The organism is Mycobacterium sp. FW102-FHT13B02, assembly GCF_058790275.1.
Genome location: NZ_JBYTCM010000012.1, coordinates 54,277 through 73,859 on the forward strand (window position 1 = coordinate 54,277; position 19,583 = coordinate 73,859).

Annotated in this window: 18 protein-coding genes and 2 pseudogenes; 9 read left to right on the plus strand and 11 right to left on the minus strand. The window is 65.1% G+C overall.

Features of this window, described 5'->3' with window-relative positions; genetic code table 11:
• The first annotated feature begins 3 nt into the window (after positions 1–3).
• Positions 4–462 (plus strand): DUF5078 domain-containing protein, encoded by a 459-nt coding sequence (locus AC3WTE_RS20105; RefSeq protein WP_459369208.1) that lies wholly within the window; start codon positions 4–6, stop codon positions 460–462.
• 55 nt (positions 463–517) lie between these two features.
• Here AC3WTE_RS20105 and AC3WTE_RS20110 read toward each other — a convergent pair whose 3' ends face one another.
• The 6 genes from AC3WTE_RS20110 to AC3WTE_RS20135 form a co-directional block, all read right to left on the minus strand.
• Positions 518–1,528 (minus strand): TIGR03617 family F420-dependent LLM class oxidoreductase, encoded by a 1,011-nt coding sequence (locus AC3WTE_RS20110; protein WP_492440290.1) that lies wholly within the window; start codon positions 1,526–1,528, stop codon positions 518–520.
• Positions 1,529–1,544: 16 nt separating this feature from the next.
• Positions 1,545–2,441 carry an alpha/beta fold hydrolase gene (locus AC3WTE_RS20115; RefSeq protein ID WP_492440292.1) on the minus strand — a complete coding sequence of 299 codons (897 nt, stop codon included), beginning with the start codon at positions 2,439–2,441 and terminating at the stop codon, positions 1,545–1,547.
• Positions 2,442–2,446: 5 nt separating this feature from the next.
• The gene (locus AC3WTE_RS20120; RefSeq protein WP_492440294.1) at positions 2,447–3,472 is read right to left on the minus strand and encodes a zinc-binding dehydrogenase; all 1,026 of its coding nucleotides are present in this window, start codon (positions 3,470–3,472) and stop codon (positions 2,447–2,449) included.
• A 94-nt stretch (positions 3,473–3,566) separates the two neighbouring features.
• Complete coding sequence (locus tag AC3WTE_RS20125) at positions 3,567–5,399, minus strand: hypothetical protein (RefSeq protein ID WP_492440296.1); 1,833 nt, start codon at positions 5,397–5,399, stop codon at positions 3,567–3,569.
• Positions 5,400–5,478: 79 nt separating this feature from the next.
• Entirely contained in the window at positions 5,479–6,978 is a 1,500-nt protein-coding gene (locus AC3WTE_RS20130; protein ID WP_492440298.1) for an alpha/beta hydrolase, read from the minus strand.
• 65 nt (positions 6,979–7,043) lie between these two features.
• The gene (locus AC3WTE_RS20135) at positions 7,044–7,304 is read right to left on the minus strand and encodes a hypothetical protein (RefSeq protein ID WP_492440300.1); all 261 of its coding nucleotides are present in this window, start codon (positions 7,302–7,304) and stop codon (positions 7,044–7,046) included.
• A gap of 596 nt (positions 7,305–7,900) precedes the next feature.
• Here AC3WTE_RS20135 and AC3WTE_RS20140 point away from each other — a divergent pair.
• Positions 7,901–8,221, plus strand: a pseudogene (locus AC3WTE_RS20140) (transglycosylase family protein); the annotation flags it as partial.
• 12 nt (positions 8,222–8,233) lie between these two features.
• Here the strand turns inward: AC3WTE_RS20140 and AC3WTE_RS20145 are convergent.
• The 4 genes and pseudogenes from AC3WTE_RS20145 to AC3WTE_RS20160 all read right to left on the minus strand — a co-directional run.
• Positions 8,234–8,374 carry a hypothetical protein gene (locus tag AC3WTE_RS20145; protein WP_492440301.1) on the minus strand — a complete coding sequence of 47 codons (141 nt, stop codon included), beginning with the start codon at positions 8,372–8,374 and terminating at the stop codon, positions 8,234–8,236.
• Between the two features lie 179 nt (positions 8,375–8,553).
• Entirely contained in the window at positions 8,554–9,540 is a 987-nt protein-coding gene (locus tag AC3WTE_RS20150; protein ID WP_492440303.1) for a TIGR03557 family F420-dependent LLM class oxidoreductase, read from the minus strand.
• Between the two features lie 27 nt (positions 9,541–9,567).
• On the minus strand, positions 9,568–9,807 hold the full coding sequence (mbp1, locus tag AC3WTE_RS20155) for a microaggregate-binding protein 1 (protein WP_492440305.1): 240 nt from the start codon (positions 9,805–9,807) through the stop codon (positions 9,568–9,570).
• Positions 9,808–9,925: 118 nt separating this feature from the next.
• Positions 9,926–10,660 (minus strand): annotated as a pseudogene (locus tag AC3WTE_RS20160) (Dyp-type peroxidase); the annotation flags it as partial.
• A 311-nt stretch (positions 10,661–10,971) separates the two neighbouring features.
• On the opposite strand from AC3WTE_RS20160, the gene AC3WTE_RS20165 reads away from it, so the two are divergent.
• Genes AC3WTE_RS20165 through AC3WTE_RS20175 form a run of 3 tightly spaced genes read left to right on the plus strand, consistent with a single transcriptional unit; the run spans position 10,972 to position 12,306 of the window.
• The gene (locus AC3WTE_RS20165) at positions 10,972–11,262 is read left to right on the plus strand and encodes a hypothetical protein (protein WP_492440307.1); all 291 of its coding nucleotides are present in this window, start codon (positions 10,972–10,974) and stop codon (positions 11,260–11,262) included.
• Positions 11,263–11,299: 37 nt separating this feature from the next.
• Entirely contained in the window at positions 11,300–11,644 is a 345-nt protein-coding gene (locus AC3WTE_RS20170; RefSeq protein ID WP_492440309.1) for a heme-binding protein, read from the plus strand.
• A 29-nt stretch (positions 11,645–11,673) separates the two neighbouring features.
• The gene (locus AC3WTE_RS20175) at positions 11,674–12,306 is read left to right on the plus strand and encodes a hypothetical protein (protein WP_492440311.1); all 633 of its coding nucleotides are present in this window, start codon (positions 11,674–11,676) and stop codon (positions 12,304–12,306) included.
• Between the two features lie 120 nt (positions 12,307–12,426).
• Here AC3WTE_RS20175 and AC3WTE_RS20180 read toward each other — a convergent pair whose 3' ends face one another.
• On the minus strand, positions 12,427–12,669 hold the full coding sequence (locus tag AC3WTE_RS20180) for a hypothetical protein (RefSeq protein WP_492440313.1): 243 nt from the start codon (positions 12,667–12,669) through the stop codon (positions 12,427–12,429).
• A gap of 234 nt (positions 12,670–12,903) precedes the next feature.
• Between AC3WTE_RS20180 and AC3WTE_RS20185 the strand changes: the two genes are divergently transcribed.
• The 4 genes from AC3WTE_RS20185 to AC3WTE_RS20200 are packed head-to-tail and all read left to right on the plus strand — an operon-like array spanning position 12,904 to position 19,566.
• Entirely contained in the window at positions 12,904–14,850 is a 1,947-nt protein-coding gene (locus AC3WTE_RS20185; protein ID WP_492440315.1) for a hypothetical protein, read from the plus strand.
• Complete coding sequence (locus AC3WTE_RS20190; RefSeq protein ID WP_492440317.1) at positions 14,847–16,394, plus strand: hypothetical protein; 1,548 nt, start codon at positions 14,847–14,849, stop codon at positions 16,392–16,394. Before AC3WTE_RS20185 ends, AC3WTE_RS20190 begins: the two co-directional genes overlap by 4 nt.
• Positions 16,391–17,878 carry a glycosyltransferase gene (locus AC3WTE_RS20195; protein ID WP_492440319.1) on the plus strand — a complete coding sequence of 496 codons (1,488 nt, stop codon included), beginning with the start codon at positions 16,391–16,393 and terminating at the stop codon, positions 17,876–17,878. Before AC3WTE_RS20190 ends, AC3WTE_RS20195 begins: the two co-directional genes overlap by 4 nt.
• Complete coding sequence (locus tag AC3WTE_RS20200) at positions 17,875–19,566, plus strand: glycosyltransferase family protein (RefSeq protein ID WP_492440321.1); 1,692 nt, start codon at positions 17,875–17,877, stop codon at positions 19,564–19,566. The genes AC3WTE_RS20195 and AC3WTE_RS20200 overlap by 4 nt, the downstream gene beginning before the upstream one ends.
• The last annotated feature ends 17 nt before the right edge of the window (positions 19,567–19,583 follow it).

The following is a 19,583-nucleotide window of genomic DNA, read 5'->3' on the forward strand; positions in this document are numbered from 1 at the left end:
ATCATGCGTGGTCTGAAGCGCGCCGGGATGGCGGTCGCAGCCCTTGGTGCGGTCGCGACGACCCTCGCCGGACCGGCTGCTGCCGACGCCACCGACGACTACCCGATCCCCCACCGGATCATCGTCACCACCTGTGATGCCGAGCAGTACCTGGCCGCCGCCCGCGACACCAGCCCGGTCTACTACTCGCGCTACATGATCGACATGCACAACCGGCCCGCCGACATCCAGCAGATGGCCCAGGACCGCATCCACTGGTTCTTCTCGCTCGATCCCGTGGGCCGTCGCCAGTACTCCGAGGACACCGCCACCAACATCTACTACGAGCAGGTGGCCACCCACTGGGGCAACTGGGCCAAGATCTTCTTCAACAACAAGGGCGTCGTCGCCAAGGCCACCGACGTCTGCATGAACTACCCCAAGGGCGACATGGCCGTCTGGGACTGGGTCCAGGCGCCGTAGGTTTTGTCCCGGATTTCGGCGTGATTCGTAGCGGTTGCTACGAATCACGCCGTTTTCATTGCGCGTGCAAAGCGGTGACCAGGTCCTGCACATCGTCGGATCGCTGCTCGTAACCCGGGGAATAGCAACAGACTTCGCCGACGTGCCCGCCGAACCGCCGGCCGATCTCGGCGGCGCACTCCTCCGGGGTACCGACGATGCCGATGGTCCGGACCATCTCGTCGCTGATCAACGCCCGCATGCCGGCGAAGTCACCGACCTTGGACATGGCATTGAGCGCGGGCTGGAGATCGGCCCAGCCCTCGGTTTCCAGCACCGGTAGATAGGCGGGCGTGGAGCCGTAGAACGCGATCAGCGTGGCGACGCCGTTGATCGCCGCGGTCAAGTCCTCCTCGGTCCGTCCCACTGCCACCATGGCCTGGGCAATGATCTGCAGATCACCCGGCGCACGCCCGGCCCGCTGCAGTCCCTCGTCTACTGCCGCCAGGGTCCGGTCCGCGAAATGCCGGGCGCTGTGGAACGGCATCACCAACAGCCCGTCGGCGACCTGCGCGGCCGTGCGGGTCATGATCGGCCCCAACGCGCCCATGAGCACAGCGGGCGGCCCGAACGGGTTCGGGCCCGGGTTGAAGTTCGGCGGCATCAGGGTGTGAGTGAAGTGCTTGCCGCGAAAATTCAACGGCGCCTTGCCCTCCCAGCAGTCGAAAATGGCCTTGATCGCGGTGACGGTCTCGGCCATGCGTTCGGCGGGCTTGGACCACTGTGCGCCGTAACGCTTTTCGATGTGCACCTTGATCTGCGAGCCCAGACCCAGCCGGAACCTTCCGCCGCTGTACACCTGCAGATCGTAGGCGGCGTGCGCGAGATGCAGCGGGCTACGCGGGCCGGCGATCGCGACGTTGGTCATCAGGTCCAGGTCGGCGGCACCGGCTGCGGCCACCAGCGGCAGGAACACATCGTGCGGGCCTTCGAAGGTGAACACCCCGTCGGCACCGAGGCCGGCCAGTTCCCGGGCATGGCCGGCCGCCCGCTGGGGTGCCCCGTCGATCTGGAGTTGCACACGCATGGTCAATAGCTCCTCGTCAATTCCCGACGTAGTCCAGAATCGCCGCGGCCACCTCGGCGGGGCGGTCGACCTGCAGGAAATGCCCTGCGCCATCGATGGTTTGGACGACCGATCCGGCCGGCAAGGCCTCCGACAGCTGTTCGGTGTAGCCCACCTGCATCGCGCCGTCATCGGTACCGTGCAGGTACAGAATCGGGGTGCGCGGCAGCTCCCGCAGGTACCGCTCGAACTCGGCGTACGGTCCGTTGACGTCACCCGGTCGAACCAGCGCCCGGTAGTAGCCGACCGCGGCTGCCCGATGCTCGGGGGCCGGCAGCGCGGCAAGCGTGGCGGCGACGTCGTCGGCCACATCGGTACCCGCCGGCGACCAGTCCCGCCAGAGCCGCGGAATGACGCGGCGCAGCGTGCGCTCCGGCAGTCCGGGAAGCTGAAAGTACATGATGTACCAACTCATCCGGAGTTGGATCAGGCTCATCCGGACCGTGCGGGCCACACCGAACCGGGCCTGGCTGATCGCCGCCAGCGGCGGGACGGACATCGACACCACGGCATTGAACGGCGAATTCGGATACGCGGCAACGGCATTGGCGGCGAAGGCACCCCAGTCGTGACCCACCAGCACCGCGTCGGGCCCGCCGCCCAATGCGTCGTAGAGATCCAGCACGTCGGACACCAGCGCGCCGACGTGATAGTTGCCGTCGGCCGGCACCCCGCTCGGTGCATAGCCGCGCATGAAGGGTGCCACCACGCGGTAACCCGCCTCCGCCAGCAGCGGGGCAACCCGCCGCCAGCTATGCGCGCTGTCCGGAAAACCGTGCAAGCACAACATCAATCGTCCGTCGGGCGGCCCCCACGCCAGCGCCTGCATACGCAGGCGCGGCAACGCGAGCTCCAGGGTCTCCTGATTGGCCATCATTGCTACGGGGTCAGCGTGACCTTGATGCAGTCCGCGGTCCGCGCCGCGACAGCGGCGTAGGCCTTCGGCGCATCGTCGAGCGACATGGCATGAGTGAAGATGCCGTCGACATCGAGCCGGCCCGCCTGCAGCAGCGGGATCAACGCCGGCCAGGTCTGCTGCACCGGCGCCGTGGTCATGCGCAGCGTGATGCTGCGGATGAGCGACAGCGTCGCCGGGAACGGGAACGGATTGAGGTCGTGTACGCCGACCACGGACACCGTGCCGCCCGCGCGCACGGTGGTCAGTGCCGCGTTCATGGTGGTGTCATTGCCGACCGCGTCGATCACCGAGGCCGCTCCCCTGCCGCCCGTCGCCTCGTGGACGGCGCCGAGCTGATCCGGGGCGATCGCGGTGGCGCCATTGCGGTCAGCCATCTCACGGCGACCCTCGACCGGGTCGACGGCGAACACCTGTCCCGCGCCCTGTGCGATGGCGCAGCGCACCGCACACAGGCCGACAGCGCCCAGACCGAAGACGACGACGGTGCCGCCCGGTGGAATGTCGGCGCGCCTCGCCGCGGCCCAGCCCGTGGCGAGGTTGTCGGTGAGCAGCAGCGCAGCCTCGACGCTGAGATCGCTTGGCAACCGGTGCAACTGGAAATCCGCGGACGGCACGGCGAGCAGTTCGGCCTGCGCGCCGCCGAGGACGCCGGAGCCGAAGATCTGTGGGCCGGACACACAGGTGATCGGATCCAAGCTGGCGCAGCCGACACAGTGGCCGCAACCCGCAACCGACGAAATCAACACCGCATCACCGACTTTGACGGTGCGTACATCCGGGCCGACCTCGACCACCGTGCCGATGGCCTCGTGACCGAGCGCCACCGGCGTCGCGAGCGGGTAGTCACCTTCGTAGAAGTGCAGGTCCGATCCGCAGATGGCCGCCGTGGTGATCTGGACGACGGCACCGTCCGGCCCGGGCAGCACAGGGTCGGGCACAGTGTCGACGTAGATGCTGCCGGGGGCGTCGATCAATACGGTTCTCAACTGCGCACCTCTGCTGATCCGGTATTCCGTAACGGTGTTACAGGGTCACCTTACGGAGTCCGGATCCCGCTGTGTCGAGAACCCTCGACGAACGTCAGACCACCTCGCGGCGGCGGCGCCCGATGTAGACGCTCAGCCCGACGGCACCCAGGCTCAGCAGGCCGCAGGTCACCGCGGCGATGGTCAGCGCCTTGTTCGGGTTCTCCAGCCCCTTCTGATCGTTGACGAGTTGCATGTTGTAATCACCGGGCAGCGGTGCCTCACGCGGCTCGTCGAGACCCGGGAACTGCTGCGTCCGGTGCACCTCGAATTGGCGTTCGCCACTGGGGCTTTGGGTCCACTGGCCCCAGGCCGGGGTGACTCCGTCGAGCAGCACCCGGCGCTCGCCGTACTGGGCGTCATCACCGGCGTCGACGACGCGCTGCACCCGGAACGGCTGGTAGACCGCATCCGAGTAGCGAACCTGGACAGGCACATTCGCGTAGCTCAGCACCGGCGGAGGCGGTGGGGGCAGCGGCACGCCGACGCCCGGGTAATAGCCGCCGCCGAAGAAGCTACCCACCGCCACGTTGACGGCCGTGTTGACGGCGTTCACCACGACCGCGGTGAAGCTGTACGCCGCGAGGTCGGCGACCTCCATGACGATGCGCTGCAGCGGCGGGATGTACACGATGCGCGGCGCGTTCCGGTAGACGTACACGACGCGGACGGGATCGCGGTACGGGTTGAACAGCACCGGACGGTAGTAGTCGTCGTACTGCACCCAGTCGGGCCGCCACTGCCGCACCCGGTTGTCCCAGTCCCGGCCCATGGGCCGGTCGTCGCGACGATCCCAGTCCGGCCGGTTGTCACGACGGTCCCAGTCGGCCCGGGTGTCGTGCTGGAAGTTGGCGACGTTGACGACCTTGGCCAGATCAGCCACGTCGTGCACCGGTGCCGGCTCCGGTAGCTTCACGTCGACCGCAGCGGCTGCCTTTGCCGTGGCGACGTCCTCGACCGGCGCGGTCAGCGTCTCGGGCTTCAGCAGTTCGATCTGCCGCACCTCACGGACTGCCGAGGTCGACGGCGAGGCCGACTTCGACGAGCCGGCCGTCACCGTGGCCGACGCCGTCGCGGACGTATCGACCCGACCGGGCCCGGCCTCGACGGCCGCGTGCTCGCCGAGTTGCCCTTCCAGGCCCGCGAGCGGCTTGCCTTCTGCCACAGCCTCATCGGTGGGAACCGTCGACTTGTCCGGCTTCTCGGCACCGGCCGGCGACGGACGCTCCGCAAGCGCCGTGGTCGGGCCGGGCGCCACCGATGTGGCCGACGGAGCTGAAGTGGACGAGGGCGCCGGCTCGGCGACAGCGGTCGACGGGCGTGCCGGCGTGGTGGGATCCGCAGGGGCCTCCTGCGCCTTGGTGACCTTGGTGGTCGGCGCGGGGGCGTCAGCGGTGTGCGACGGCGGAGCCGCGACGGCGGGCGTCTCGACCGGCGGTGTCGTGGTGGGCGCCTGCGGTGTCTTTTCCGGAGCCTTGTTGTCGGGCATCGCCTTCTCCGGAGCGGTCACCACCGGAGCGACGGGTGCCGCGGGCGGGTCGGCCGGCGGCTTGGGCTGGACCACCGGAACGTCTGCGGGAGCGGGGCGGCTCGGCGCCTCGGCGTCCGTCTGATCCCGCTGCTTGCGTCCGCGCTGGCCGCCGTCCTGCCCGTAGCCGCCTGCCGAGCCGGAGCCGTCCTGCGCCGAGGAAGAGTCCTGCCTGGGCGGCTTGGGCGCCAGCGTCGTGGTGCTCGGACTGTCTGAATCACTGCTCGGTTTGGCGGACACCGGCGCTGCGCCCACGGTGAGCGCCGTCAATGTCGTCGCCACACCGGCGGCGACCACTCCCACGAACCGTCCCTGACGGCGTCCCTGCTGGTAATCGGATTTATCGGTTTGAGTACCCATCACGGATCGACTCCCTGCTATGTCGCAACGACCTCACAGAGTCCATCTACTTAGACCGGCTCAGCGTTACAGCAGCGCGTTACTTCCCTGGGGGCGGCCCGGCTGCGACCGATGTGGCCGCGCCACTGGGTGCCGCGGGGGCGGCCGATCCCGCGGGGAAACCGCTCTTCGGAAGTCCCGGCGTACCCAGTTGACCGGCCAGCCACGGCAGGCTCTTCTGGAACGCCGTAACCGCGAACGGCCAGTCATGTTTACCGGGTTGGGTACCGACAGCACAGTCGATGCCCAACTGCCGGCCCGATGCGCACAGCGTCTTCGCGGCTTCGGTCTGGTCGCCGGGGTTGCCGGCACCATCGCGACCGCCCAGGCCGACGGCGTCGGGACGGGATTTCCCCTTCCACTGAGTCGGGGCATCCGACGAGATGGCGAACCAGCCTGAAACACCTTGATAAGGGCCGTGTTTGGTCATCACCGTGCGGGGGTCGAAGGTGGCCCACTGCGCTTCGCTGCCGCCATAGAGCCGGGCGATGGTCTGCGCCTTGGTACCCGCGTTGGGACCCATGTCACCGGCGATGTCGATGAAGGTGCCGAACTGCTCGGGGTGCATGACCGTGAGGTCGACCGCACAGGTGCCGCCCATGGACCAGCCGACGACACCCCAGTTGGCCGATTTGGCGCTGACCCCGAACGTCGACTCCATGTAGGGCGGAACGTCTTTGGTGAGGTGGTCGGCGACGTTGCCCCGCGGACCGTTGACGCACTCGGTGTCGTTGTTGAACGAGCCACCCGCGTCGACGAAGACGAAGACCGGCGCATATCCACCGTGCGCCGCGGCAAAGTTGTCGAACATGCTCGCCACGTTGCCGATGCGCAGCCAATCCGCCGGCGTGTTGAACTCGCCGGCGATCATCATGACGGTGGGCAGCGCGGGGGCATTCTGCGCGAACCAGGCAGGCGGCAGGTAAACCACTTCACTGCGGTGCTTGAAGCCCGAGGCGCTGTCCGGGATGTCGACGTGAACCACGGCACCATGCGAAGGGACCATGCCGGCCGCCTTCATCGAGGTGACGCTGGACATCTCGGTCTCGTCGGTGAGCGGGCCGGCGGTGAGCTCATTCCACGCGGCCTGCACAGTCATGAAGTAGCCGACCCAGTCGTTGAGTGCCACACCCGCGCTCAGCACGCACAGCGGCACGGCGAGCACCGAGACCGCGCGGCGCCACCATTGCGCGCCACGCCAACCCAGGATGAGTACGCCGACCGCGAGCGCGGACAGACCGATCCAGACCCACAGCGAATCCGGCGCGGGGTTGCCCGCGAGGCCTTCTGAATTGATGAACCAGTTCGCGCCCAAAGCGGCCGCGACGCCGATCGCGACGCAAACCGGCAGCCACACCAAGCGCCACCGACGGACCCGCCATCCGATGGCGAACACCAGCACGACCGCGGCGACCACCTGGATGGTGACCGGCACCCAGCCCTCGAGCAGGGACACGCCGTGGTGATTGGGAGCGACGACAGGCGGTAACGGCGGGAGCGCCGGATTGGGCGGGGCGTCGGCCAGCAGCGTCGTCGTCACAGAATTCGATGATGGCGATGCTAGCTGTGCGCCGGCTGTGTTGACCGCATGAGGCTCGTTAGCTTCTAAAGCCCCAGCCCGATACCGAAATACAGCTCGGGCACGACGCCCGGATACAAGTCACGCGGGTTGGCGCCGCCGGCCTGCCCCGGAATACCCACGCAGACGTCCTCCTCGACGCCGTCGACGTGCCGGCTCTGGCAGGTGGCCGGCGGATCGGCAGCCGCGGCCGGCGCCATCAGGAAGCCGACTCCGAGACCGCCGCATATCGCCAGCAGCCCGACGGCCATCCGCCGTTGCGTTGCCCTGATCGCTGCCTTCGCCATCGCTTGCCCTGCATTTCGTCGGCCACACCGAATTTCGGCCTAAGAGAAGTCTGCGCGCTGATCGACCGCCACGCCAGAGCCGCTGGCCCCGGCACGAGCGAGCAAATTCACTTGAGTCACACCAGTCACAGCTGCCACATAGAAAACTCTAATGTCTTTTTATAACTTTAATCACTTTAATAACAATTGCATCACTAAGCACGACTGAATCACTAATAACAAAAGAATCACAGGCCACTTGAGTGCCTATAACCACACGGTAAACACTAGTCGCGTAACAACGCACTGACCTGCAGCGACACGCTAGGTAACAACTGTCAATGTGGTTTCTTCTGCATCAGAAGTATGCAGAAACACTAAAATTACTCGAAGAATAACAATTACCCCATTAGCACAGCTGATTATCAGGTTTAACGTCTGTATAGACAGCACCATGCGTCAATTGCGAACCATTTGCGGACCGGCATTACGCCCGTTCGCACAACAGGATCGAGGTGGGTATGAGCGGGCACCTATTTGTTCGTGCGGTCGCCATATCCGGCGTGCTCGCGATCTCCCAACTTTCGTTGACGATCTCCGAGGCCAACGCCGAACCCAACTGGGACGCCATCGCCCAATGCGAATCGGGCGGCAACTGGTCGGCCAATACCGGTAACGGCTACTACGGCGGGCTCCAGTTCAGTCCGGGCACGTGGGCCGCCAACGGCGGCATGGGCTCACCATCCACAGCCAGTCGCGGAGAACAAATCCGAGTAGCGCGAAATGTGATGCGGACGCAGGGCATTGGCGCCTGGCCGGTATGCGGAAGCGCGGCAGGACAGGCTCAGGCACCCAACGTGTGCCGCACCCTGGTGCAGTTCATCCCGCTGTCGAACCTGCCGTTCCTGTGCCGGACACTGCTCAGCATCTTCCGCTGACGAGCCCGAGCGCTACTTGCTCAGCAGGGCGAGTTCCTGCTGGGTCACCAAGCGCTCCATCTCAGCGCGATAGGCCTGGTCGTCAGGCGTACGGCGAGTGACGGCGGCGCTGATCTGCGCGACGATGCGTTCCACCTTGTGAGCTGTAGACATTGGACGCTCCCAACCACGAACCGAGTGACCTGACTGCCCTCAAGTCACTCTCATCACACTGGTCTACACGCGTCACATTTCGGACACGTCTGCATCACATGTCGCACACTATGGCGCGCCGCGCGCGTGTCGTCCGCCGCACCGTGCGATGGTGCCGCGCCCGGGCGGCCCGACGCTGCTCAGGCGGCGTCGGCGCGTAGCGCCGCCAACAAGGCCGGGGCCGCTTCGTCGAAGAAGCTGTCTTGGGCGTCTCCGCCGATCTGCACGAGAGCGATGTCGGTGAACCCGGCCTCGCGGTAGGCACTCACCGCTTCGACGACGGCGTCGATGTCGGGGCCACATGGAATCTGCTGTGCCACGTCCTCGGGTCGCACGAACTGCGTCGCGGCGTCAAAAGCCTTGGGATTGGGCAATTCCGCGTTGGTCGGCCAGCCGCCGCCGAACCACCGGAACTGTTCGTGTGCGCGCGTCACCGCTTTGTCGCGGTCCCTGTCCCAGCAGATCGGCAACTGGGCCACCGCCCGCCCCGTCGTGTCCAGGCCTTGCACGCGTCGCTCATGGAGCCACTGCTCGACGATCGGTTTGTCCGGGGCCACATCGATCATGAAGTCCGCGAAATCAGCCAGCCGTTGGACGGACTTCTCCCCCGTCATCGAGATGCCGATCGGAACGGGATCAGCCGGCAGGTCCCACAGTCGGGCGGCATCAACCTGGAAATACTCGCCCTTGTGGTTGACGACTGCGCCGTCGAGCAACTGGCGAATGATCTTCGTCGCCTCGCACAGCATGTCCAGCCGGCGTTCGTACGCCGGCCAGCCCTGGCCCACCACATGCTCGTTGAGGTTCTCACCGGTCCCCAACCCGAGCAGGAAGCGCCCATCCGCGAGGATCTGCGCCGTCGCGGCCTGTTGCGCGACCACCGCGGGGTGGTACCGCATGGTGGGACACGTGACGTACGAACACAGCTCGACCCGATTGGTGGCGTGCGCAACGGCGCCCAACACCAACCAGGCGTTGGGCGCGTGCCCCTGCGACACCAGCCACGGCGAGTAGTGGTCACTGCAGACCTCGAAGTCGAACCCGAGCTCCTCGGCCCGCACAGCATGTCGGACAAGCTCTCTCGGGCCGCACTGCTCAGTCATGAGGGTGTAGCCGAATCGGGTCATGCGCTCATCTCTCCCGTGTCGCGACAACTACTGCTCTGACTGGTTCGCGCGCTGACGTTCTTCTGCCGCCCGCGCCGCAACCCGAGCCGATTCCGCTTCGGCCTCCTTCTTCGCGGCATCGCGCTGCGATTCGGCCTTGTCCTGCTGCGCCTGCCCCTCGCGGAACAGGTCATCGCGACCGACCAGCGCGCCGACCAACGTCTTCACCTTGCCCTTGATGCCTTCGACGACACCCTCGGCAGCTTCTTCCGGACCGCTCTTGCCCATAGCGCTCCCCTTTCCGGTCGTAGGTTCCCGGCAACCGTGCATAACGGACGCCACAGTGAGGGTTCCCCTGCAGCCGGATGCGAAACCTGCAGCCCGCCGAGCGCCGGCTGACGAGCAGTCAGCTCCCCAGCGACGCGAGGTAGCGGATGGCGCCGATGCCCGGCAGGAAGAAGTAGGCACCGCCCTTCATCGTGGTGAAGGCCGGAAGTCCTTTGTGCACCTTCCGAATCGGCCGTTTCGGGACAGTGAAGTCCAGAGTGCCGTCCTGCGTGCCGCAGATTGGATCGTGTTCGTTGCCGAGCTCGTGGAAGGCCTTGTCGTTGATCCAGACGTTCTGCGCAAACTCGAACTGGCGCACCAGATCCGCACAGATGATGAATGCCGCGATGCCACGGTCGACGCCGTCGTCCGGTGCTCCCTTGAAGTCGTTGTTGCGCATCGGATCCGCACCCAACTCGGGATCGTCCTTGTCCGGCGCCAGCACCAGTGGGGCGCCGCTGCGCCATCGGCCCATGAACTTCGCGGCCAGCAACTGTTGTCCTTCGGGCGTATCTGCGTTGTCCTGCAGATAGTCTCGAAACACACCGACGTGCTCCTCGAGTCTGCGATACGCCAGGTAGCTGCCGTTGCGCGAAAGCACCTCGGGCTGAGGCAGATCCACCACCGGACCGTTCTCGTCGTCATACCCCAGGATGAATTCCCCGGGCTCCAACGGGTCACCCGAACCCGGCGCCGGCGCTTCCCCAGATCCTTTCATCACCGGCCGCGAAAGGCGGTCCCGGAAGCCGAAGTGATCATGGGCGTAGTTGAACGGCGGCGTGGCGTTGAGATCCGGGTCCGACAGGCTGCGCACCTCGAAGTACCCCTCTTTTCGGGATCTCCATGGCGGCCGGCTTGGTCCAATCCTGGCCGTTCTCGCTCATATTGACCCCTTCGTCACGCATACTCGACAAAGTCGGACGGTACCACCGCCGTCCGATCTTGCGCGGCGGTTGCAGCACAGTCGCGCAACGCATCACACGAAGGATCAACACAGGCCAGACACCGCAATAATCGCGCAACAGCTTCTTGAACGGTAACGCCGAATTATGCTCAGCCGAAACCGGTTCCGCGCCCCGGCAGAGTGCCGCTCACCGCGAACCAGCCGTCCGAAGGAAGAAGACCATGCGACTGAAGCAGCGCTCCCTGAGTCTGGGTCTGGCGCTCACGTTCGTACCCATCGGCATCAGTGCGGCAGCGCCGGCATCCGCCGACTGCACCGGCGCCGGATACGCCACCGTGTGCGCGCAGGGTGACGTCCGCGGTGGCGGCCCCACGCCCCCCTCCGCGGCCTACCCGTCGTACTGCGCCGATCCCTGGTATTGCGACGACGGCTGGGGCGTCGACGTCATCGTCCCGATCCGCCCGATCCGCCCTCCCGGCGGCGGTGGTGGCGGTATCGGACCGCGTCGCTGATCCCCGTAGTTTCCACAACCTTTAGGAGCAACCACACATGAGAATCCGCAACATCGTCGGTGCCGGTGTGATCGCCGGTGCAACCTTCCTCGGCACGGCCACGACCGCCATCGCCGACCCGCCGGACTGCACTGCCGGCGATCTCGCCAACGTGATGTCCGGGGTGAACGGCGCTACGTCGGCCTACCTGTTCAGCCACCCCGATGTGAACGCGTTCTTCACCGGTCTCAAGGGCAAGACGCGCGACCAGATGCGCACCGAGATCACCGCGTACATGGACGCGAACCCTCAGGTGAAGACCGAAATCGAGGGTATCCGACAGCCGGCGGCCGACTTCCGCGCGCGCTGCAACGCGCCGCTTCCAGATGGTCCGTTGAACTGATGGCTTCGGCCGGAGAGGAATCGGTGCCAATGAGCACTCACATGAGAGTGGCCGGCGGTGCGGTTGCGGTCAGCGCAGCAGTGATCCTGTCGATCACCGGCTGCAGCAAGGGTTCCGCGCCACCCGCCGCGTCGAAATCGTCGACGTCGGCGAGCACGAGCACGTCGGCAAGCACGAGCACGTCGGCGACCAGCTCGGCTCCGGCGCCGTCTGTCGACTACTCGGCGCTGCTGATCAAGGGCACCGACCTGGTCGCACCCGAACAGTTCATCGCGACCCCGCCGATACCAGACCCGAACGGGAAGCCCGGCATCGCAACGTCGTTCAAGAACGCCGACGGCACCCATGTCGTCGGCGACACGATCCTGGTCCTGCCGGATCCCGCCGCCGCCACCGCTGCGCTCGAGGCTGCGAAGGCGACGCTCGGTGCCACCGTGGTGGGTGGGACACCCGCGCCGTTCCAAGTCGGCACCGGCGGTATCTCGGCGACGGGGAGTTCACCCGACAAGACGAAATCGGTGACTGTCGTGCTGTTCACCGAAGGGAAGGCGTTCGTCACCCTGCAGTTCGACGGCCCTCCCGGCGCCGACCCGCCACCCGATTTCATTCTCGACGTCGGCCAGAAGCAGGCCACGGCGATCAAGAACGGGTTGCACGGCTGACGGTCATCCACGGCGATCTCCGTCCGCTTCACTACCGGCACGGCGCCAGAGTGACGTTGAGACAGCCTGTGCCGCAATGCGACCGTCCGTCACCCAGACGTCGGGCGACGACGCGCGGCGTCAGTCTGTAGACGGCAGCCCGGGTGAGTGCGGCATGGCGGTCGAATCGCCGTCGGCGCTGTCGCGGTAACCAGGAAACGGCGTCCCGGGCGCCGACGAATCACCCGGCGCTTGAGGCATCGTCGGCGCTTGCGACGGCGGCCGACCACCGCCACCACCATCTACACCCATGGCGAAGCCGACCAGGAAAAGTACCGCCACAAATCCGAAGACGATCAGACGCATGGTCGTTTCGTGGCTCATGATGCTCCTCGTTACTGCGCCGGGTAACGAGACGTTATGACAGCTGCCGGGTCACGGCTGCAGTCGGCAGTCCTCCGGTGCAGGGCCGAAGGTCACTTGTCAATGCGGCGCGGTACCCGTTGCATGCCTGACTCCTTCGCAGCGGCCGAGAGCCGATTCAGCCCGCGCTCCCGGCGTCGCCAAAATTTTCATATCCGGCAATTTTTGCCGGCAGGCGGCGCATACTCGTTGGCGATGAGCGCAGCACAACGCCGTGAGTTGCACATCGTCGCAGTGATGGCGCTGTGGCTGACGATTGTTTGCTCGGTACCGGTGGCGCGGTCGGCGCCTGGCGCCGGCGGACAGTTAGCTGACGCACCGACCTTGGGGCTGGCGGCACTTGGGTCCGAACCGACTCTGCAGTTCTACGGCGACCAGGGATCCGTCGATCTGACGATTCCGGTGCCGCAAGGCATGGCCGTTGACAGCTTGGACGCGGTGGTCGAAATGCCGGTGAACGTGTCCGCTGCAACTGTCACCGCAGTCCAGGAAGATCGGGTCTTGTCCCGGGTGGATCTACCCCCGCGCGGCGGCCCCATCTCGATTCCATTGACAGGCGCGAAGATAACCGACCATGCGGTGGCGGTGACATTACGCGGCTATCTCACCGCAAACCAGGGTTACTGCCTGGATCCGTCGAATCCGATGCGGCTCGTCGCGGCAAACATCCGCTATGCCGGCCGGGAGTTGCCACCACGCGCAGTTGCCGACTTCCTGCCGCCGGTGCTCACGCAATTGAATCTGTTCCTGCCACGCAATCCGACCAGAGCGGAGTCGGAGACGGCAATGCGCCTGGCGCAAGCCGTCGTCGCCCATTACGGGAAGCAGTATCCGAAGGTGACTGTGTCGGCGCTGCCGGACGACCGGAATATGCCCCCGGAGCCTTCCGGCCCGTTGCAGCGCGAGATCGTGTTCCGAGAAACTCCGAGCGTGGGTGTCGCACTGCAGGGTGAGGCAGGCGTGCCCTCCCTGTTGGTGTCGGGCCCCGCCGATCGTTTGATCGACCAGGCTCGACTCCTGTCGAGTGAAATGAGTCGGCTCGCCGTGAGCTCCAAAGCCGTTGTCGGCCCGCTTCGGCCGAGCCCGTTGCTGCCGCCGAAGGTGACCACCTTGCACGACCTCGGTCAAGCGGGCCTGCGCGCCACCGCGCTGGCGCCGCAGGTCTCCATCGGATTGGACCAGACGCGGTTCGGCCGAGCGGTGCACAGCGTGCGCATCCATTTACGCGGATCGCATACCCCGTTGCCAGTGTCAGTCGCCGGCCAGGTGGTGGCATCTGTGGGCGGCCAGACGGTCGATCGATGGCCGGTCGAAACGTCGGGATCGATCGATCGATGGATCGATGTTCCCGATGAGCTGCTGATGCGCTACACCAACCTTGTTGTCGCGGTGGACATCTCCGGAAACACCGGACGCTGTGGCGAGTTCCAGCCGATCACGTTGACGGTCAACGGCGATAGCCAGATCGAAAGCGGCGCGGCGAAACCCCCGCTGCCGGGCGGTTTTCAGGCCATCCCGCAGACGTTGATGCCACGCGTGGCAATCGGCTTCAACGGTGGATTCGATGACACCCGACGGGCGGTGGCGATGTTGGTGGCACTTCAGCGATTGAGCGCGCTGCCCTTCGACATCACGGCGATGTCGGTGGCACAAGCAATCTCCTCGCCCACGCCGGCGATCCTGATCAGCGCCGACGGATGGTCAGACGGACGCCTAGCCTTGCCCGTTTCCGTCGGCTCGGCTGATCAGATCACTGTCGAGCACGTCGACGGCAGCCCGGCCGACGGCACGTTGACACTTGACCCCGCACAGAAATTCGGGTCGCTGCAAACCAAGTACGACGGCAATCGCATGCTGTTCATCGCCACGTCGAACAAGGCGCCCGAACAGCTGGACAAGCTGTTGGAATGGATCAATTCCGACGTGGTCAGGTGGTCCCGAGTGTCCGGAGGCGTCCTCATCGGGATGCCGGACCGGGAACCCGTCGTGGTCGGCACCGACAATGCCCGAAACCCGGACGCACCGGTGGCCCAGAGTGGATTCCACGGGTGGCGAGTTGTCGGAGCCGGGGCCGCCGCGCTGATCCTCATCGGGGCCATCCTCGTCATTCGGCGCCGCACGAGAAGGCGTCGCGAACCATGACTGCTGCTGCCGCGACCGCGGAAGGCTCCGCGTCGCGTCCTGCCGCAGCGATCCGAGAGCTGGCGTCATGGTGGTACTCCCGGCATCCGGCATACCGACTGTTGTCACGCTGGGTGATCATCGCAATCTGTACCGGTATTGCGTTCTACGCCAACCTCGAGGTACTGGTTACCAGCACTCGCAAACATGACCTGGTCGGTTATATCTGGACCCTACCTCTGGTCGCGATCTTGGTCGCAATCGGTGTGTCTCGTCGGCGGCGCGGCGAACTACCCATTCATGATCGCCAGACAGACATCATCGTCGGAACGATGGGACTGATTCTGGCGGTTCTCGTCGAGAAGGTACTGCTCCCGCGTTTCAATTTGTACTACCACCTGCTGCACCTCGATCTGGTGGCGATGTGGTTGTTCGTCCTCAGCTCGGGCGTGCTCCTGTTCGGCCTTCGGCCGGTGACCCGCTTCGGATGGGTCTGGGCAATGCTTTTCATGGTCTTCCCGCTCCCCTACTTCGTGCTGGTTTTCGTTCTGGGCGGTGGACGTTTCGCGGCCGGTCTGGCGGCGCTGGTCGTTTCGGGTGTCGGGACCGGCATTGCCGTCGGCCGGACGCTCCGACGTGGATTCGTCGGTTCACTGATGTCATGGCTGATCGGTCTCGCTGTCTTGAATGCCCTTGCGGCGCAATGGCCCAGCGCGCCAGTGCTCGCCTACCAGCTGATCCCGACACTGACCGCCATCACTGGCGCGAGCATCTTCATGTTCATCAGCGGACGCCGCGGCATGCCCAAGCCACTTTTCTATCGCGCGGTCGCACCCGTCGCATCGAATCAAGTATGGGGCGCGTCGATCCTCGTTGTGACAGCGGCGTTGCTGCTGACGCTCATTCCCTTGCCGCCACAAGCCACCTCCACGAGCATATCTCGTGGGGCCGCAACGCAACTCGTGGCCGGTCGCCCTCTCACCACGCCGCCGGGATGGCACACGACGGACGTCCGCGACTACCCATGGGTACGCCAGCTTTACGGCGACGGCTCTGTACTCGTCCGCCAGCAGATGACCGCGGACATCGGCGAGACGCGCTTCGACAAACTGGGCCGACCACGGACGCTTATCGTTTACAGCCTGGTCAGTCGACGTCCATTCGCCTTCGACGTCTATCCGGCCCGTGTGGTGTACGGGTTCTCCCAGGCGCGGATAAGTCAGTCGCGGATGGTTGACCTCGGGCATGGCGTGACCAGCCAAATGCAGACCATCGTCGAGGAGAAGCAACTCATCACGTGGACTTCGATACGGTTCGCGTGGGGCGATTCGCATCTCGGCCAACGAGTCTCCGTCTTCGCCGTCGATAACCACGATCCTGGCGCACCTTTCCCCGCGCCCTCCACCTCGCCGTGGTCCGCGATGGGGGCCCTCTTCACCATGCTGATCCGGGGCAATGCTGTACTCGACGAACACAATTCGCGCTTCAAAGACGCCACGCTGCTCACCGAGTTCGGCCGTAAGTTGGTTGCCGCCCAGTTTGGAGCAGTGGCACAAACCCCATGAGACCAGGCACGAGTAGGTCAGTTCCAGACATAAATGACCCGGCGGAGCGGGCCTACGCATTGAGACGCGCGATCGACGGTTTGCGCGAAGATGATCCGATTCGATCGGCATCGGTCTCGTTGGTACCGTGGCAGCGACTGATGATCTGGTCTGGCCTGACAATCGTTCTCGCCTGCGCACTCTGGCGGCCACTGAGTACGACGGTGGTACTGGTCGCCGTCTGCACGGTCGCCTACCTGCTGACGATGGCGGATCGAGTGCTGATCTTCCGAGAAGGCTTGGCATCTCGTGCGATCGTGATCAGCGACGCAGAGGCACGGGCATTGCCAGACGAGGAATTGCCGCAGTACACCATCCTCGTTCCCGCCTACCACGAACCGGAGGTGGTCGGCGATCTCATCGGTGCGATAGCTGCATTGGAGTATCCGCCCGACAAACTCCAAGTCCTACTACTCCTGGAGGCCGACGATGAGGTGACCATCGCGGCAGCCAAGGGATGTGCTGATTCCAGTGCCATCACAATCGTCCTGGTCCCACCGGCTGAACCGCGTACCAAACCCAAAGCCTGCAACTACGGCCTGCACTTCTCCAGTGGCGACATCATCACCATCTACGACGCCGAAGACATGCCGGAACCGCTTCAGCTGCGACGCGTGGCGGTCGCCTTTCGACAGCTGCCAGACAACGTCGCCTGCGTGCAGGCCAAACTGGCTTATCACAACGGCCACCAGAACATGCTCACCGCATGGTTCACTGCTGAGTACGCGCTGTGGTTCGGCTACCTCTTACCCGGGATGATGATATCCACCTCGCCAATTCCTTTGGGCGGCACGTCAAATCACCTACGCCGTGCCGTGCTCGACGAGATCGGCGCATGGGATCCGCACAATGTCACCGAGGACGCTGACCTCGGATTGCGCATCGCCGCAAGCGGATACCACACGGCGGTGATCGATTCGAGCACCCTCGAGGAGGCCAACAGCGACGCCATCAACTGGATTCGCCAGCGCTCCCGTTGGTACAAGGGCTATCTGCAGACGTGGCTGGTACAGGTGCGTCGACCTATACGGTTACTACGAACGATCGGGCCTCGCAGCTTCCTGCGGTTCAACCTCGTGTTGGGCGGCACGCCAATTGTGGCTGTCTTGAACCTCGTCTTCTGGCTCATAACCGTCCTGTGGTTCCTTGGCCAGCCCACCCTGGTCGAGGCCATCTTCCCTTGGTACGTCTACTTTCCTGCCCTCGTCGCGTTGGTCCTCGGTAACGGCGCCACGCTCTACATGAACTTGATCGCGCTCCGGGAGGACGACCGCTCCGATCTGCTGTGGGCCGCGCTGACCGTCCCGGTGTTCTGGGCGATGATGAGTATCGCCGCCGCCAAAGGGCTGTATCAACTGATTCGTAGTCCGTCTTACTGGGAGAAGACGTTCCATGGACTCTCTGATACGCCCGTGCATTCACCAGAGTCAGCGCAAGCGCCATGACCCGGCTACTGTCCGAGCGCGGTCTCAAGGTGTTGCTCTTCGGCACCACATTCGCCACATACTCGGCAGTCGGATATTGGCTGCAGGTTCGTCACGGCTTCATCCTCGGGGACGCACTATCACGGGTCTCAGCTGCGCAGGCGGTGCTCTTCAGTCGCGATCCGCACCTGGCCGCAATCGGCTTCATCTTCACACCGCTTTCGGCCTTGCTACAGATTCCGGCGATTGGGCTCGGCCGGTTCTGGCCCGATATCACCGAGCGGGCGTTCTCCGGTTCCCTGGTGTCAGCGGCATTCATGGCCGGTGCGGCGGTCCAAATCCTCAGCATGGGCACCGACCGCGGGCTCGCGCGTCCATATGCGTTGACCATCACCCTGCTGTTCGCGTTCAATCCGATGATCCTGTTCTACGGCAGCAACGGCATGAGCGAGGCGCCGTTCATCTTCTTCATTTCCTGGGCCGTCAGGCGACTGATCTTGTGGATGCGCGACGACGACGTCCACCACCTGGTGACGGCCGGCGGCATCGCCATGGGTCTGGCGTACCTGACGCGCTATGACGCACTGGCGTGCATCGCCGCGGCCGGCGCGTTGATCGGGAGCACCACCTATCTGCGAGCGCGTCCGCCACCGCGCGTACGACGAGCGGTGTTGGATCTTCTGATGGTCAGCGGCCCTGGCGTTCTCGCGTTCATCGGATGGGCGGCGATCAGCTGGCTGATCACCGGTGAGGCCTTCGCCCAATTCACCTCGCAGTACGGCAATACCGCGATCCTCGCGCAGTCCGGTCAAAGCAAGCCGGCGTTCGGTATTGGCCTCGGGTTCGCAGCGACCTGCACCATGCTGCTGGCACCCGCCCTCGTCCCAGTCGGACTCTGCGCCGTGTCACGGCGGTGGCGGCGCCCCAGCTGGACCGCCATCCTGCCACCAGTCGCCATCTACGGCGCCGCGTTGGGATTCCAATCTCTCAGCTACGCAACGGGTTCGACGTTTCCTTTCCTGCGGTTCTACATCGTCGCAATTCCGTTCACCGCCTGCCTGGCGATGCTCGCCGTGCCCGACCAGATCAGTGCGCCCGTGAAGCGCCGAGGCAGGTACGCCCCAGCAGTGCCGCAACCGAGGCCGTCCACGAGCCGGCACCCGTACGCTGTTCCAGTCGGCGTCGTCGCCGTGTTGGCGATATCGATACCGGTCACCCTTTGGGGCATGCGCCAACCTAGGTATGCGCCTCAGGAATACGCACTCGGCGCCGTACTGGCACCGCAGCCGGACAGTGTCAGCGATCGCGAAGCCACTGAGCGCAGCATCGCCGCCAGCTTCTCGACGGAACGCGAAATCGCACATTACCTCGATGATTTGGCCCTGCCCGAGGGGTCGGTGATCCTCGACACCGAGTACGGCTTTGCCGTCGTCGCCGCATCACATCGCCCAAGAACCTTTGTCGTACCGTCAGATTTTGATTTCGTCACGGACCTCGACGAACCCGTGAGAAATGGCATCAAGTATCTCCTGGCCGTGCCGCGGGTTGGACGCGGGACAGTCGACGCACTCAACTTGCGCTACCCCACGCTGTACGACACCGGTGCAAACATCGCCACCCTCGAATTGGAGATTCCGAACAACGGTGCCAATCAGCCGAACTGGCGGCTGTATCGGGTGAACCAGGCTGAGTCAGACCTGGCAAGTTGAGTCGTCGATTCACAGCG

What these genes read in the sequence shown, in the direction of transcription:
- AC3WTE_RS20105 (WP_459369208.1), top strand. Translation starts at nt 4, where the DNA reads ATGCGTGGTCTGAAGCGCGCCGGGATGGCGGTCGCAGCCCTTGGTGCG.
- AC3WTE_RS20110 (WP_492440290.1), bottom strand. Translation starts at nt 1,528, where the DNA reads ATGCGTGTGCAACTCCAGATCGACGGGGCACCCCAGCGGGCGGCCGGC.
- AC3WTE_RS20115 (WP_492440292.1), bottom strand. Translation starts at nt 2,441, where the DNA reads ATGGCCAATCAGGAGACCCTGGAGCTCGCGTTGCCGCGCCTGCGTATG.
- AC3WTE_RS20125 (WP_492440296.1), bottom strand. Translation starts at nt 5,399, where the DNA reads ATGGGTACTCAAACCGATAAATCCGATTACCAGCAGGGACGCCGTCAG.
- AC3WTE_RS20135 (WP_492440300.1), bottom strand. Translation starts at nt 7,304, where the DNA reads ATGGCGAAGGCAGCGATCAGGGCAACGCAACGGCGGATGGCCGTCGGG.
- AC3WTE_RS20145 (WP_492440301.1), bottom strand. Translation starts at nt 8,374, where the DNA reads ATGTCTACAGCTCACAAGGTGGAACGCATCGTCGCGCAGATCAGCGCC.
- AC3WTE_RS20150 (WP_492440303.1), bottom strand. Translation starts at nt 9,540, where the DNA reads ATGACCCGATTCGGCTACACCCTCATGACTGAGCAGTGCGGCCCGAGA.
- mbp1 (WP_492440305.1), bottom strand. Translation starts at nt 9,807, where the DNA reads ATGGGCAAGAGCGGTCCGGAAGAAGCTGCCGAGGGTGTCGTCGAAGGC.
- AC3WTE_RS20165 (WP_492440307.1), top strand. Translation starts at nt 10,972, where the DNA reads ATGCGACTGAAGCAGCGCTCCCTGAGTCTGGGTCTGGCGCTCACGTTC.
- AC3WTE_RS20170 (WP_492440309.1), top strand. Translation starts at nt 11,300, where the DNA reads ATGAGAATCCGCAACATCGTCGGTGCCGGTGTGATCGCCGGTGCAACC.
- AC3WTE_RS20175 (WP_492440311.1), top strand. Translation starts at nt 11,674, where the DNA reads ATGAGCACTCACATGAGAGTGGCCGGCGGTGCGGTTGCGGTCAGCGCA.
- AC3WTE_RS20180 (WP_492440313.1), bottom strand. Translation starts at nt 12,669, where the DNA reads ATGAGCCACGAAACGACCATGCGTCTGATCGTCTTCGGATTTGTGGCG.
- AC3WTE_RS20185 (WP_492440315.1), top strand. Translation starts at nt 12,904, where the DNA reads ATGAGCGCAGCACAACGCCGTGAGTTGCACATCGTCGCAGTGATGGCG.
- AC3WTE_RS20190 (WP_492440317.1), top strand. Translation starts at nt 14,847, where the DNA reads ATGACTGCTGCTGCCGCGACCGCGGAAGGCTCCGCGTCGCGTCCTGCC.
- AC3WTE_RS20195 (WP_492440319.1), top strand. Translation starts at nt 16,391, where the DNA reads ATGAGACCAGGCACGAGTAGGTCAGTTCCAGACATAAATGACCCGGCG.
- AC3WTE_RS20200 (WP_492440321.1), top strand. Translation starts at nt 17,875, where the DNA reads ATGACCCGGCTACTGTCCGAGCGCGGTCTCAAGGTGTTGCTCTTCGGC.